Here is a 14,330-nt window from a genome sequence, read left to right on the forward strand (position 1 = left end):
AAGCTTCAGGTAACTCAGGGAGCTTATGAGGCAGAGTTTCAGCTTAACTCTGCCTCATCACAAAGCAAAGATTGTAAGGCTTTCTGAAGTTCAGCGAGTTCATCTCGGTGCGCTCTGACCGCAATCAGACTTTGCGCCACTTCCGTGGATTGCTCAAGAGATTGAACTTGTAGCTCCACTTGTTCAGTGCGATAAGCGCCCTTCCAGTAGAAAAGACCTGCACCCGGGGCAAGGAAGACGATCGCCCATAGGATTGGGGGAAAGTCAGACCATACGGTAGAAATTACAAGACTACCACAAAGTAGGCCAAGAGTAGCTAAAAAAGAGAGAAAAATGGCTAAAAACCAACTGGGTTGAACAGTTCCCTCAAAGGTGATTTTCTGGGTTTGGCTCTCTAGAGCTGTAACCTGGTAGGCTCGGTTGTCAAAATAGGTTTGCAGTTGGGGAAGTAATTCTTCTTCTGTGACGTTAGCTATGAGGGTGATTTCTTCTGTTCGGTCTTTAACGGAGGCTCGAATAAAGAAAAAGAGACCGATACACAGCAGAAGGGTCAGGATTAGGAGGGGAATTAAGGCAGGATTTTCGCCGATCATGTCAGGGTTTAAAGTATAGAAGAAGTTTTCAGTATTTTACGATGTGGCCATGAAGGTGAGAGAAGTTGGGGAACAGGGGCTTTTGCAGCGTCTCTTCCGGTTTTGTGCTGCCCATAGAGTGGGGGATGATGGGGCAGTACTGGATCTGACTCCAGGATACCGCATGGTGGTGACCACAGATGTGTTGGTGGATGGAGTCCATTTTAGCGATCGCACGACTCCCCCCCATGCCGTCGGATGGCGAGCAGTAGCCGCTAATTTATCAGATTTAGCGGCTATGGGCGCTTGTCCCCTAGGGATCACCGTGGGGTTAAGTTTAACGGCAGATACAGAGGTGGAGTGGGTTGAGTCACTTTATGAAGGGATGAACGACGGTTTAAAACCCCATGAGACTGCCATTATTGGTGGGGATGTAGTGCGATCGCCGGTTATTTCCCTTAGTATTACCGCTTTGGGACAAGTTAAACCCGATCGCCTCTGTCAACGCCATACGGGAAAACCTGGCGATCTGATTGTAGTCACAGGAGTTCATGGAGCCTCCCGTGCTGGCCTAGAATGTTTGTTAAATCCTCAGTGGTCGATGACTTTGTCACCGGGCGATCGCCAAAAATTTATTAAAGCGCATCAATATCCCAAACCGCGCTTAGATGTTCTACCCAAATTATGGAATTTAAAGCCGCAACGGATCGCCGGAATGGATAGCAGCGATGGGTTAGCCGATGCCTTAGATCAAATCTGTCGCGCCAGTGGCGTTGGCGCTAGGCTTGATTTAAGTCAAATTCCCACTGCTCAGGGTTTAACCTCTGTACTTTCTGAAGCAGAGATTCGCCATTGGACTTTCTATGGAGGAGAAGATTTTGAGTTGGTGTTGTGCCTTCCCCCAGAAGTCGCTCATCCTTTCGTGGAGACATTAGGGGAAGAGGCAGCCATTATTGGAGAATTAATCGGGGGCAATCGCATTGAACTGATCGATCGTAAGGATCGACAAAACCCCAATTTGACCTTAGATCGAAGTTGGGGATTCCAGCATTTTCCACTTTCATGAGGTACCGGTTAGTCCATTGCCTGTTGCCTTAACTAATCGTAGTACCAATCCGGATGGTCGATTAAAGGATTATCGTTATTGAAATTACCTGCATTGTGATAAGTACAGCTTAAGAAATATCCTTCCGCCCAGGTCCGATCGCCTCCCGGCCAACGGACGGGGCCACGATAAATACCACAACCGATCGCGGTACTTTCCCGCCATACCATCTGCGTATAATGACCGCAGACCCCCTGACAAGCTTGCGTGTTGTGGTTGTAATCCTTGCGTTCGTCATCCCAACGGGTGACGCTGCTGACCACAGAGCGATCGCTGCCTCCCGACCAGGCCAAATTTTCACCCAGTTTAGCCGCTCCACCTTGGAGTCCAGTACGATTACTGAACTGTTGCTGCCGCCAGGCGTTAGCACTGTGACCTTGGGAACCTCGGCTTTGATCGGCCCACTGTTGCGCCACTGCAGCCGCATCACAATTCCAGATGACCGCAGGTAAGGGAGGTAAGCCATTAGGAACGTAGCGATCGGCATCTTTGCGGGAGCGGTTGTGTTCGAGTAAAACTTGCTGAATTTCGCTGCGGGTGAGTTTAGACGTACGGGTAGCACAATCGGGAATGGGGATAGCACCCGGATTACGCTGATAACGGTTGTAAAATTGTGCCGCTGTTTCTCCTGAAGAAATCGCCATTTGAGTGTTCTCTCTGGGCTGATTGATGGGTTTTTGGATATCTCCAGATCCAGTAGCAGACAGGATATAGCCTCCGGAACCTTCAGCATCGTAAGCATTGACGATGAGTCGGTATATCCCATCCGCTGGAAATGTAACGGTCAATGCCGAATTGGTCGTATTTTCGTCGATATCGTCATTTGAGGCTAATAGGTTACCCTCGGAGTCGATGACCGCCAAAACCGTGTCAAAATCTACACTTTCTAACGTAATGGAAATGGACTGTCCTGCCTGTGCTTCAAATTCACAAATATCATATAAACTGCCATCCGACTCTAAAACGCGATCGCCCCTCTGCAATTGGCCACTACAATCGTAGGAAATACCTTGCGCTTGGACTGCAATGGGTTGAGCTACGGCGATCGCTACAGATGTTGCACTCAGAAAAATCAGGGGGTCTTGCCATCTCATTCGTCTGACCTACCTTGCTTTTTTTGATGGTTTCATTTCCTACTATAACGTCAGTTTTGGTTAAGCAGGCGATCGTCAGTTTGGGATGGGGAGGAGCAAAGGCAGTAGGCTAAAAGTGCGAACCATAAAGCTATCCCTTGCTCCATACTTAGTCTAGAAGAACTGTTCTGTGAAGTTGATGACTTCTGCCAAACCTTTGAACCTCTGTCGAATAGACCACTCCTATCATCAGGTCTCAAAACCCAGAATTGCTTGTCAAATCTCTGCTTGACTGACGTTAATTTTTAATTTTTAATTGAATCCGATGGGGACTCTCAGTCTGTAGTGGTATGGTTGACATCAGAGTTAAATCCTCTGGCTACCATGTACCATAACCCTATTGCCTCTTCCTTATTGCCTCTCCCCTATTCCCTAGCGCAAAGCGCATAATTTAACCGTGCGCCCTCTATTGCTACCCAAACGACGGGTGATGATTGCCGAGGCTTGTCTGATTGGATTAGTCTCTGGTTGTAGCGCCGTCTTACTCAGAAATGGCATAGGAACCTTGGGGGGGTGGCGGATCTGGCTTACCCAAATCTTCCCCGCTTGGTTTGTCTTACCCATCATAGGCATGACCTTTGCCTTTCTCTCCGGTTGTTTGATTGAAGCCTTTGCCACTGAAACCCAAGGGAGTGGTATTGCCCACGTCAAAGCCGTTCTCGAAGGAACCCCACTTCCTCTGGGTTGGCGGACTGCTCTGGTTAAGCTTACTGCTGGATTGCTTTCTCTCTCTTCTGGACTCACTCTCGGTCGTCAAGGGCCAACTGTACAAATTGGAGCTGCTTTAGCTTCGGAAATTGCGAGGATTTTCCCCACCTCTCCTAACCATCGCCGGCAAATGGTCGCCGCTGGTGCCGCCGCAGGACTGGCGGCTGGCTTTAATGCCCCGATCGCCGGCATGTTATTTGTATTAGAAGAATTACTCCATGATGTTTCGGAACTAACTCTAGAAACAGCGATCGGAGCCTCCTTTATCGGTGCAGTCGTCTCTCGCATCTTTGGAAATGACCTCGACCTTAATCGGGAAGTCAGTGCTTCGGTTGCCCATTTCTCTGCCCCAGAAATTCCGTCTTTCTTGATGCTAGGTATCCTAGCGGGAATTCTAGGTACACTCTTCAACCAAAGTATTATTACCAGCCTGACTCTCAATCGGCGCTTACCCCTGACTCTGCCTGCTCGCATGGCTTTAACTGGTTTAATTTCTGGCCTTTGTATTGCCTTATTGCCACAAACGTTTAATGACCATGCGGGTTTACGACAACTTTTGTTAGTTGGGGATCTTAAAGCTACTGAAGTCCTTCTTGCCTTTGTTGTTCATTTTTTACTCACCTGTTTAGCCTATGGTGCAGGGACACCTGGGGGACTCTTTGCCCCAACCCTAACATTAGGTGCAGCTCTTGGCTATTTGGTGGGTTACTCTCTAGGATTACCCCTCGGTATTTCTCCTGATACTTATGCCCTGGCGGGGATGGGAGCCTTTTTTAGTGCCGTGGGTAAAGTTCCCATGACCAGTATTGTGATTGTTTTTGAAATCACGGCAGATTTTAATTTGGTCTTACCGCTGATGATTGTGTCGGTGGTGGCCTATTTTGTATCCAGTTTGCTAGAGAAAAACTCCCTATACCAGCGTCTGTTGGTCTGGAATGGTATGGAAGCCCAAAGTCATCAACGAAAAACGCCAGAAGGCTTTGATGAATTGATTGCTGAGGATCTGATGCAACACCGGGTGGAAACCTTGAATCTCCATTTACCTTTAGATCAAGTGGTACAAGCGTTTTCTCGCTCTCATCATCGGGGATTTCCTGTGGTGCATGGAGGTCAGTTAGTCGGTATTGTTACTCAGGAAGATCTGAAGAAACGCAACATGAATCAGAAGGCCGTATTGGGGGAAATCATGACCCCCGATCCGGTGAGTGTTCCACCCTCTTGTCCTTTAAGTGAGGTGGTGTATTGTTTGAATCGTTATAAACTCAGTCGTCTTCCAGTGACTGAGGGACGGAGGTTAGTGGGGATTATTACCCGCAGTGATATTATCCGGGCGGAGTCAGATTTGCTCAGTGGTATCGGGCCAACCTTGGGGCCGGCTGGTGGGACTTCTTATGTAATTTATAGAACACAGGGGCCGGCAACGGGTAAGGGCCGGATTTTGGTTCCAGTGGTCAATCAACGCACAGCAGCTTTATTGTTACAGATGGCAGGGGCGATCGCCGCGGAACAAGATTATGAGTTGGAATGTCTGCAAGTCGCTTTGGTTTCCCATCATACTCCGGTCGATCAAGCTCGGGTCAGCTTTGATGCATTTCAACGCTGGACGAACTATACAGAAAAGTTGGGTGAACAGTTAGGCATTAGTGTCCATACTCAGGTGCGAGTCACCCATGATATTGGGAAAACGATTCTAGAGACGGTGAAGTATCGCCATGTGGATCTGTTGCTGATGGGATGGAAGGGAAAAACAACAACGGAGGGGCGCATTTTTGGGGATGTGGTGGATACCTTAATTCGTCAAGCCCCTTGTGAAGTGGTGTTGGTGAAGTGGGCTACTCGTGGACAACAGGCGAAATGGCATTTTAATCGCTGGTTACTGCCGTTGGCAGGAGGGCCGAATGCGATCGCCGGTGCTGAGTTGTTACCAGGTTTAATGCGCTTGCGATACATTCAGTTCAAATCTAAAGGCCACAATTGGGATCAGCCCTTTTTTCCCCCAGAAATCCAATTGTGTCAGGTCTGTTCTCCAGAACAGAAAGCCCAGGTTTCTGGGATGTTGGAAGAGGTGCAGCAGTTTTTGTACGGTCGCTTAAAATCAGTTTCTTTGGTGTCTGGAGACAGACACAAGGAAGAGTTAAGATTACCTAAATTGAGTCGGGTACAGCTCATCTCTGAACAGGTCAGCGAAGCCATTATTCAACAAGTCCAAAAATCCCACATTGATGTCGTGATTATGGGAGCATCACGAGAAGGTTTACTCAAACAGGTGATTAAAGGCAACATTCCAGAGGCGATCGCCTCCGGATGCGATTGTACGGTGATTTTAGTGCGTCAAGCTATCTCTCTAACTTGATCTTAACTGACTACCCATTTTTATTAATTGATACAGTGCTTTGCTTGCGTTATGAGGGACAGTGTTGAATCCTCAAAGCTATGTACCAAAAGCCTATTCCCTAGCGCAAAGCGCTATATTACTGAGTGTCTCTGCGTCCTAACTCATAAACCCCACAAGCAACACAGGCCAATAATCCCATGCTAATGGCCCAACTGTTACCTAATGTTGCTTCTACGGCCCAATTAAATAAACCACCGACGATGAGAAAGGGAATAATACTAAATAAGGAGGCATAAAAGGCATTTTGTGCTTCTCGACTTGCCCTCGTGCGTTCAAATTCCTCCACTGAGGTATAGAGACTGCGTTCGGCAAAATTAAACCACCGAGTTAGTTGCAGCATTATCCAATCACTAATGGGAGAAAAGCCTAAGTAAAGACCCAGAGACCAAAGGGTGGTTCCGGCGATCGCCGTTGTATTCAGTGAAAAGGAGAAGGGGAAAATGTCGGTGAGCATGAAGACAGGCTGTTTGAATGCAATTCTACCTAGTGTAATCAATTCTCCAACGTTTGCATTAAGGATTCAAAAAATAGATTAATGCTGTATAGGATCATACTCCATTGATTTTGGAGAATGTCCAGGGTGATGGCGCGATCGCGTGAGCGATACGGAGTATTATTACCCCTGATGTCAATTAAGGTATTATGCTTAAAATAGAGAACCTGCAAGTCTTCTACCACTCCAAACGCACCAAAAGGCAAATTCAAATTAATTGCGGCGATCTCTCTTAGGGTTTGATCGAGATGTTCTGAGGTAACTTTATCGCTTAACTCGATAAACAATTGTAAAAATTCTTGCGTGGCAAAATCCTCGCTCTCATGCAGTTTAGGTAAAATACAAAATTGCCAATCGATAGGGAAACCATCTAAAAGATAAAAGCGGGCAAGCAGACCATAATAGGGAACCTCTTCTGTGGGTTCAATCCATTGATTTTCGATTTCCCAAGAAGTTAGGATCTCTTGAATGGAAACCAATAATTCATGGGGGCGCTCTGAGGTCTCCATGATTTACTCTACTTACTGTAATCGAGTTGCGTAACTACATTACTGTGCGCCGGTAATCGGCTATTGGCAATTCTCTTGACTGTGAGTTTGAGACCTAAACCAATCAAGACACACAATCCTGGATAGTGCCTCGGATTGAGATCGTTGGCTTGTAGATAATCGCGTAGTTTAGTCTTATTCTCCTTCGCTGAATCCTCTTGAAGATCGTCTCGTTTCTGCAAGAGTTGCATATCGACTTGTGCCTGAGTGATAATCGTTTGAGCCATTTCATTGAGACGATAGTAATAATATTGGTCAGCATTCACAAAACCTTCCCTTCTTAAGAGATAATCGCGAATTTGATCTCGGGCTTTTTCTTGGTTAGAAAAACCAAATTTTTTCGCCATAAATCCAGTTTTTACCGATCGACCTGTAAGTTTTTTATATCGTTCATTAACACCTAATTCTTCATCAACAAAATCATTCTTCCGCTTACGCCAACCAAAATATTTAGCTAGAGCCACTGTACCGCCAATTACCCCAGCAACAGCTAATGTTATCCATCCAATCGGCCCTAATCCAGCTAATAAGAGAGCGCCACCGAGCATCATGGCGGTTCCTTTGGCAATTCTGGCTGCACCCAGCTTTTTGTCCCAACCTTGGTTTGTTGCTCCTAGTTTCGCCCCTTTCTTCAGGTCAGTATCGAGGTGAGGATCATCACTGTTGCTAATTTCTTCTAAATCTTGTTGATTTTGCCCAGCTTGACGATATTGACTAATCCCAACTCCGACGTTAATGGCTCCTCCAACAATGGCAAAGGCTCCTGCTGCGGAGGTTGCTGCTGCGGTCGAAAGTCCACTTCCGAGCTTATGGAGTATGCCTGTATTTTCGACTGCACTGGATAAGGTGACCAGTCCGGTACTGGTATAGCGGCCGATGTCAGCGAGGGTAGTGCCTAGCTTACCGATGCGAGTTTTATAGAGACCCAGATCATTATTGGCTAAAAGTTCTGTATATTCTCGATAGGCTGTAATCAGTAATCCTACGACTCCCAACAGGGAGCCAATTTCACTGCTCCAATCTGCGACGACTTGACCCCCAACGAGATTGGCCAAATGAGACGTAGAGGCAGAACCAATGGCAGCAATCGCGCCACCGAGTTCAGACATATCCTGGATAAAGGTCTCATCCCAGGGGTTGACTGCCCTAATGGTTTGCAGTGCGTCAGAAAATTTTGTCCAATCAAAGCCTTTACGACCCAACTTGCTCAGTTGTCTGGATTTGAGTTTAGATTTGGCTTCAGCTAAGGAAAAGTTACTGACCCCTAGCTGAGATAAAATCATGGCTCTTTGCAGAGGCCCTTGTCTTTTATAGAGATAAAAAATGTCGGAGTAACCGGAGGTACTGGCTTTGTGTTCAATCCAATTATCAACGGGGATTAAGAGAGATAAGAGTTGTTTTTCTTTTTTGTTTTTCTCTTCTAATAATTGATTTTTGGCATCTTTTAATTCTGAAATTTTTTGTTCTAGTTTAATTTTATCGGGGGTGAGGGGAGCTTTGTGAGAGGGCGGTTGGTTGCGATCGCTCTGTGACTCAGAATTGTCTGTATTGGGGGGTGAGGGAGCCTGCTGGGTGGGGGGTTGTATGGTTCGGTTGGATGTGGAGTCTTGGGGTGCTTCTGTGCCAGAGGTTAGGTTATCACGCTGGATCGTCGATTGGCGCTGCAACAGGTGAGCGGGTTTCCAGGGAGTGATGGGAGAGCGATCGCCTAATGGTTGTAAGGTTGAGGAGAGATGTCCCCAGTTGAGGTTTTGTTTGGGTGGAGTAGGAGATTGGGGTTGAGGAGATCGCCGAATGGTTCCCAAAAGGGGAGATTTGTGGGGCGGGGAAATACTGCGGTCTTGCCGAGCGAGACGCTTGGGATAGAGGCGATCTGTGGGATTTTCGGGAGCAGAGGGCGATTGATATAAATTCTCTTGCGGCGCTAAAGTCGAAACTTTGTCCCACACTTCCCTAGAATCCACCGGTAGACGTTGGACAGTCGAAGAAGACGGAGTATTGTGTTGGCTCAGTTCAGGGGTTGTCTTCACCCAAGGACGGGACTTAGGCAATTGGGTTTTAGGCTGTACAGTTTCCTGAACGGTTCGTTTGCGTCGAATTTTCATGATTTGCCATGGCCAATTTACGGCCCTACCGCCCATTATATAGCCTTGAGGGAGTTGTCATTGCCATCCCAGGGAGGCGGATCGCCCATGTCAGTTAACCACGGAGGCACTGAGAAAGAGAGAAGGGATATAATTACCGGTTATCTAAAAGAAACCGGTTATCTGAAAGAATGGGCTGAATTTCTTCAGTTTACGTCATTATTACTTCAGGCATTGCAAGAATCGGGTGTGGAATGAGATGGTGTGCCCTTTGACTCTGCTCAGGGCACACGACTTTATCATGACTACATGATGACTACCACTTACCCATTTTTTGCCTTAGGTTTGTGGGTGGAAGCCACAGAAAGTTCTTTCAACTGGCGATTATCCACGGTTGCAGGAGCATCGGTGAGCAAACACCGCGCTTGCTGGGTTTTGGGGAAGGCAATCACATCGCGGATAGAGTCTTCACCGGCAAGAAGCATTACCAGTCGGTCTAAGCCATAGGCAATTCCGCCATGGGGAGGCGTTCCATATTCAAAGGCTTCTAGGAGAAAGCCAAATTTATTATGGGCTTCTTCGGGGGATAATCCGATCGCCTCAAACACTTTTTCTTGAATCTCCCGTTGGTAGATCCGCACGCTTCCCCCACCAATTTCATTGCCGTTATAGACCAGATCGTAGGCTATGGCACGGGCGCTTTTGATGTCGTCTAAGTCTTCTGGGTTGGGGGAGGTGAAGGGGTGATGCAAGGCTTCGAGACGCTTTTCATCAGCATTCCATTCAAACATGGGGAAGTCGGTGACCCAAATGAGATTAATTTGATTGTCGTCAATTAATCCCATTTGTTTACCAATGACTTGCCGCAACCGGTCTAGGGTTTTGTTCACTGTGGCGGTATCGCCAGCTCCAAAGAGGAGTAAATGACCGGCTTTGGCTCCAGTGCGTTGCAGGATTTCCTGTTTTTGTTCAGCACTCAAGTTATCTTTAATCGCGCCAATGGTGTCAATTTCTCCATTTTCACGGACACGAATATAGGCTAGACCTTTTGCTCCGGCTTCAGTGGCTTCTTTGAACAGTTCGCCGCCGGGTTTAATGGCTACATTGGAAATGTTATCGTTGCCGTTGGGAATGGGCAAAATTTTCACCGCGCCACCAGCGGCAACGGCTCCGGAAAAGACTTTAAACCCGCACTCTTTGACGACATCCGAAACTTCGACTAATTCAAGTCCAAATCGGGTATCGGGGCGATCGCATCCATAGCGATCCATAGATTCTTTGTATGTGATGCGGGGAAAGGGTCGGGGGATATCAATGTTTTTAATAGTTTTGAAGATATGACAAACCAATCCTTCATTGAGATTAATGATGTCTTCTTCAGACATGAAGCTCATTTCCATGTCCAATTGGGTAAATTCGGGCTGGCGATCGGCTCGTAGGTCTTCATCCCGGAAGCAGCGCGCAATCTGATAGTACCGGTCAAGCCCGGAGACCATTAGTAGCTGTTTGAACAGTTGGGGCGATTGAGGTAAGGCGTACCATTCCCCGGCATTCACGCGACTGGGAACCAAGTAATCCCTTGCTCCTTCTGGGGTAGAGCGCGTTAGGATGGGCGTTTCTACTTCCATGAAGTGTTGTTCGTCTTCTAAGTAGCGACGGATCGCCTTTACGACTTGGTGGCGCAGTTGCAAGTTGCTACTCATGCGATCGCGTCTCAAGTCTAAATAGCGATACTTCAGCCGCAAATCTTCCCGCACAGCCTCCTCTTCATAACTGGAGACCTGAAATGGCATTTGCCGGTTAATTCCATTGAGTAGCTCAATTTTGTCGGCGTAAATCTCGATTTCTCCCGTGGCAATTTTGGGGTTGAGTGAATCTTCGGGTCTCTGGGTGACTCGCCCCTGAATTTGCACCACGTACTCATTGCGCAGTTTTTCTGCTAATTCATAGGAGTCGGGGGTTCGGTCTGGATCGCTTACAATTTGCACGATTCCGGTGCGATCGCGCAAGTCCAGAAAAATTACACCACCATGATCGCGACGGCGATCGACCCAACCACACAGGGTTACCGTCTCGCCAATGTTTTTTCCTTGTAATTCTCCGCAGTAGTGGGTTCGCATGGTGGTTCCTAGCGTTCAGTAGAGTTCTTGCTTAACACAACTTCCCCATTATCCAACAAGAATGGCGGTACTGGCGATCCAAAAATTTTTCCTTGACAACTCGAAGTCATTATGAGTATGATTCAATTAATCCAAATTCATAACGACTTCGTTTTACTTGTCTGTCAGGAGATCAACACTTATGTTGCAGAATAAAGAAGGCCAAACCGTACCCAACGTCAGTTTCCGCGCTCGCGTCAACAACGAATGGAAAGACATCAGTACTGATGAGCTATTTGGTGGCAAAACGGTTATCGTCTTTTCCCTTCCTGGAGCATTCACCCCTACCTGCTCCTCTACCCATGTTCCTGGATATAACGAACTTGCGGACGTTTTCAAAGCTAACGGAGTTGATGAAATTATCTGCGTATCCGTTAACGATACTTTTGTAATGGATGCATGGGCGAAAGATCAAAAAGCCGATAAAATCACCTTCATTCCCGATGGTAACGGAGACTTCAGTGCTGGCATGGGTATGTTAGTAGACAAACAAGACCTCGGGTTTGGTCAACGCTCTTGGCGCTACTCCATGCTCGTCAAAGATAAAACCATTGACAAAATGTTCATCGAACCGGAAAAACCCGGCGATCCTTTCGAGGTTTCCGATGCAGAAACCATGCTCCAACATATTAATCCCAGCGCCGTTAAGCCGAAAATGGTTTCTCTATTTACTAAAGTTGGCTGTCCCTTCTGCGCTAAAGCCAAAGCCTTGCTACAAGAAAAGGGATTAGAATACGAAGAAATCGTACTCGCCGATGCTGTAAGCACCCGCTCTCTTCAAGCGATTACTGGCAAAATTACGGTTCCCCAAGTCTTCATTGATGGTCAACATATTGGCGGTTCAGACGATTTAGCGGCTTACTTCGCGTCTTAGAGATCGCGCAACCGAGAAACCGGGTTTCTACTTGTACATTCTAGTGTCCTTATTCACAGGAATAGAAACCTGGTTTCTTGCCCCCTCACTACACAATTTCCTCTACATGAAAGGCGCTATAAAAAAATGCCTTATCTTGATCGTAGAGATGATGGGCTAAGTCAGAAAGGGGGCGAATTTGACTCGACCATTCTGGGGAACAATGGCGAGGAACCAATAAATTCCAATAGGCTAATCTGCCTCCTTTACGGCCTTTTTGAATCAGTTGTTCCAGAATCTGGTGATAAGACTCTAAAGACATATATTCAAACATATCACTGAGATTGTAGCGATCGATTGTCTGGTTGGGTAACTGATCGAGAAAGGCTTCTACAGAACACTGATGCCATTCTAGGCGATCGAGGTTAGCACGAATTGTGTCAAAGTGTTCTGGACGCAGGGCATAGGGCAGTGCGGTGGTATGATGGCCGGTTAAAATCCATTGTAAATAGGGATTATCCGCCGGGTTAAGCTGAGTTAGGGCATATTCAGCGCGATCGAAAATTCGTTCAGCGACATTGGCATTCACATATTGGAAAAAACTGGGGTCTCGCCCTAAATTTCCCATTACCGTGCGGGAGAAAAAGAGGCGAAACATCCATCGCCATCGTCGGCTATTCCAAACCTGATTATAAAATAATTGGCGCTCTTCTAGGATTCCTCCTTGCAAGAGTTGTTTAATCTGTTTTTTGCCATGGACTAAGGGTAAAATATAGCGGCGGAAAATCTCAAAGTAGTGCTCAAATTTACCACTATTTCCGATTCCCATGGCAATCAATTGTGGGCGATCATCCCAAAACTGTTTTACTGTGGGGGACAGGTAAGGACGACAGCGCTGATAAAGGGTTTTTCTGTGTGTTGGTTCTGTACTTTCAGTTGGACTACCCATGAGAGATAATAGCTCTGGATGAGTTAAACAGCGATAGGCTGCAACCCTTAATTCTAAACAGGCCAGTTGTGCTAAACTCAGGTCTAGGGCAATGACTCGCTCTGGCGATCGCGTTAACAGAGCTAAAGTATTTTCACCGGCTGAGGCGATCGATAAGCAGGTATCTCCCGGTTGAATCGCTAAACCTTCTAGGAGGATATCAGCATCTTCCCAACATTGACCATAGCGAATCTGGGAGAATTGGGCACGCTCTTCGATTTCGCTAGACATGACGGTTCCCCCATGTCAATGGGTCAGGTCTTTATCAAGCGGGTAGGGGGAATCGAACCCACTCTCATATTATAAGCTAATGTTGTCCAAATGGCTAGAAGCTCTACCAAATCTACCTTATAGAACCTCGAAAGGAAAATAGGTAGAAAATAGGTAGATGTCTGACACACACTTTAAGCAGGCATGGAATTTGGTTAATGAGTATTTCCACTCGAACCAAATTGACCCATCCAAATACGTTGACCATGAGTTAGTGAGGATTTACCTCAAAGCTTGCCAGAAGTCAACCCCAAAGGGCATCTCTATCAGTAAGAAAGGTAACCGGCTATATCTCCGGTTTAAGACATCTAGCAAATCCGCTACTGCTGATAATTCCTGCAACGAAGACTTCACTCGCGATGGGTGCATTAATACCTTGGCGAAAGTCCTAGCAGTCTTTGACAAACTCAAAGAAATTGAAACAGAGTCTGAGTTTTGGTCATGGTACGAGTCGGAAATCAAGGGAGCTATTTCTCTTGAGAATGACATCATTACGATCGGCGATGCCATTGAGATGGTGAAGAAAAACTACCTTTCTGGCTACGACAAGTGTGACAGGGATAGGAGTAACGAAAAGCTGAGAACTAACACCTTGGCTAATTACCATTCAACTTATGGTAAACACTTTGATAAACTCAATCCCAAGCTTCAACTTACTGGTGAAAATATCATTTCCGAACTTAACCGGAACTGGTCTCAATTGTTCTCTATCTCTGGCTCTCAGACCTTGTGTTCCAAAGGGTTCAAAAATGCCTATACAGGTATTGTCAAGCTCTTGAGGGATGCCAAGCTTTCATCAGAGCTGGACAAAGTTACCAGCTATTTTGGGAAATTGAAGGTCACTAGGAAAACAAAAATGCAAGCCATTGACCTTGAAACCTTCCTAGACTTTAGGGCTAGAGTATTGGGGCTAAATGGTTATGAGCTAACTGAAGCTCAATGGCGTAACATTGAATCCCGTAAGTCATGGATGAAAGCTATTTGCTTTAATCTCCTTTACGGTTTCAGGTGTTCTGAATTCA

12 protein-coding genes are annotated in these 14,330 nt (G+C 46.6%); 5 read left to right on the forward strand and 7 right to left on the reverse strand.

The annotated features are described in order from the left end of the window. Positions 1-38: 38 nt before the first annotated feature. On the reverse strand, positions 39-593 hold the full coding sequence (locus J7529_RS06205) for a cofactor assembly of complex C subunit B (protein ID WP_318728270.1): 555 nt from the start codon (positions 591-593) through the stop codon (positions 39-41). Positions 594-642: 49 nt separating this feature from the next. Between J7529_RS06205 and thiL the strand changes: the two genes are divergently transcribed. Beyond that, the gene (gene thiL / locus J7529_RS06210; protein WP_318728271.1) at positions 643-1,638 is read left to right on the forward strand and encodes a thiamine-phosphate kinase; all 996 of its coding nucleotides are present in this window, start codon (positions 643-645) and stop codon (positions 1,636-1,638) included. 32 nt (positions 1,639-1,670) lie between these two features. Here the strand turns inward: thiL and J7529_RS06215 are convergent, their stop codons facing one another. Further along, a complete protein-coding gene (locus tag J7529_RS06215; RefSeq protein ID WP_318728272.1) occupies positions 1,671-2,771 on the reverse strand; it encodes a CAP domain-containing protein in 1,101 nt (366 codons plus the stop codon). 436 nt (positions 2,772-3,207) lie between these two features. On the opposite strand from J7529_RS06215, the gene J7529_RS06220 reads away from it, so the two are divergent. Beyond that, complete coding sequence (locus J7529_RS06220; RefSeq protein WP_318728273.1) at positions 3,208-5,871, forward strand: chloride channel protein; 2,664 nt, start codon at positions 3,208-3,210, stop codon at positions 5,869-5,871. A gap of 118 nt (positions 5,872-5,989) precedes the next feature. Here J7529_RS06220 and J7529_RS06225 read toward each other — a convergent pair whose 3' ends face one another. Genes J7529_RS06225 through J7529_RS06235 form a run of 3 tightly spaced genes read right to left on the reverse strand, consistent with a single transcriptional unit; the run spans position 5,990 to position 9,059 of the window. Further along, on the reverse strand, positions 5,990-6,367 hold the full coding sequence (locus J7529_RS06225) for a hypothetical protein (RefSeq protein WP_271943044.1): 378 nt from the start codon (positions 6,365-6,367) through the stop codon (positions 5,990-5,992). 38 nt (positions 6,368-6,405) lie between these two features. Further along, entirely contained in the window at positions 6,406-6,915 is a 510-nt protein-coding gene (locus J7529_RS06230; RefSeq protein WP_318728274.1) for a hypothetical protein, read from the reverse strand. Between the two features lie 8 nt (positions 6,916-6,923). Beyond that, on the reverse strand, positions 6,924-9,059 hold the full coding sequence (locus J7529_RS06235) for a hypothetical protein (RefSeq protein ID WP_271943049.1): 2,136 nt from the start codon (positions 9,057-9,059) through the stop codon (positions 6,924-6,926). Between the two features lie 87 nt (positions 9,060-9,146). Between J7529_RS06235 and J7529_RS06240 the strand changes: the two genes are divergently transcribed. After that, entirely contained in the window at positions 9,147-9,296 is a 150-nt protein-coding gene (locus tag J7529_RS06240; protein WP_271943052.1) for a hypothetical protein, read from the forward strand. Positions 9,297-9,361: 65 nt separating this feature from the next. Here the strand turns inward: J7529_RS06240 and aspS are convergent, their stop codons facing one another. Next, a complete protein-coding gene (gene aspS, locus J7529_RS06245; protein ID WP_318728275.1) occupies positions 9,362-11,158 on the reverse strand; it encodes an aspartate--tRNA ligase in 1,797 nt (598 codons plus the stop codon). Between the two features lie 181 nt (positions 11,159-11,339). Here aspS and J7529_RS06250 point away from each other — a divergent pair, with 181 nt between their 5' ends. Then, a complete protein-coding gene (locus J7529_RS06250; RefSeq protein ID WP_318728276.1) occupies positions 11,340-12,071 on the forward strand; it encodes a glutathione peroxidase in 732 nt (243 codons plus the stop codon). 88 nt (positions 12,072-12,159) lie between these two features. On the opposite strand, the gene J7529_RS06255 is transcribed toward J7529_RS06250, so the two are convergent. Next, positions 12,160-13,269, reverse strand: coding sequence for a DUF3419 family protein (locus tag J7529_RS06255; protein ID WP_318728277.1), 1,110 nt, complete (start codon positions 13,267-13,269; stop codon positions 12,160-12,162). 157 nt (positions 13,270-13,426) lie between these two features. On the opposite strand from J7529_RS06255, the gene J7529_RS06260 reads away from it, so the two are divergent. Next, a partial coding sequence (locus tag J7529_RS06260; protein WP_318728278.1) for a hypothetical protein occupies positions 13,427-14,330 on the forward strand: 904 nt, incomplete at its 3' end.

This window comes from Roseofilum sp. Guam (genome assembly GCF_017746735.1).
Classification (GTDB): Bacteria; Cyanobacteriota; Cyanobacteriia; order Cyanobacteriales; family Desertifilaceae; genus Roseofilum; species Roseofilum reptotaenium.

What these genes read in the sequence shown, in the direction of transcription:
- J7529_RS06205 (WP_318728270.1), bottom strand. Translation starts at nt 593, where the DNA reads ATGATCGGCGAAAATCCTGCCTTAATTCCCCTCCTAATCCTGACCCTT.
- thiL (WP_318728271.1), top strand. Translation starts at nt 643, where the DNA reads ATGAAGGTGAGAGAAGTTGGGGAACAGGGGCTTTTGCAGCGTCTCTTC.
- J7529_RS06215 (WP_318728272.1), bottom strand. Translation starts at nt 2,771, where the DNA reads ATGAGATGGCAAGACCCCCTGATTTTTCTGAGTGCAACATCTGTAGCG.
- J7529_RS06225 (WP_271943044.1), bottom strand. Translation starts at nt 6,367, where the DNA reads ATGCTCACCGACATTTTCCCCTTCTCCTTTTCACTGAATACAACGGCG.
- J7529_RS06230 (WP_318728274.1), bottom strand. Translation starts at nt 6,915, where the DNA reads ATGGAGACCTCAGAGCGCCCCCATGAATTATTGGTTTCCATTCAAGAG.
- J7529_RS06235 (WP_271943049.1), bottom strand. Translation starts at nt 9,059, where the DNA reads ATGAAAATTCGACGCAAACGAACCGTTCAGGAAACTGTACAGCCTAAA.
- J7529_RS06240 (WP_271943052.1), top strand. Translation starts at nt 9,147, where the DNA reads ATGTCAGTTAACCACGGAGGCACTGAGAAAGAGAGAAGGGATATAATT.
- aspS (WP_318728275.1), bottom strand. Translation starts at nt 11,158, where the DNA reads ATGCGAACCCACTACTGCGGAGAATTACAAGGAAAAAACATTGGCGAG.
- J7529_RS06250 (WP_318728276.1), top strand. Translation starts at nt 11,340, where the DNA reads ATGTTGCAGAATAAAGAAGGCCAAACCGTACCCAACGTCAGTTTCCGC.
- J7529_RS06255 (WP_318728277.1), bottom strand. Translation starts at nt 13,269, where the DNA reads ATGTCTAGCGAAATCGAAGAGCGTGCCCAATTCTCCCAGATTCGCTAT.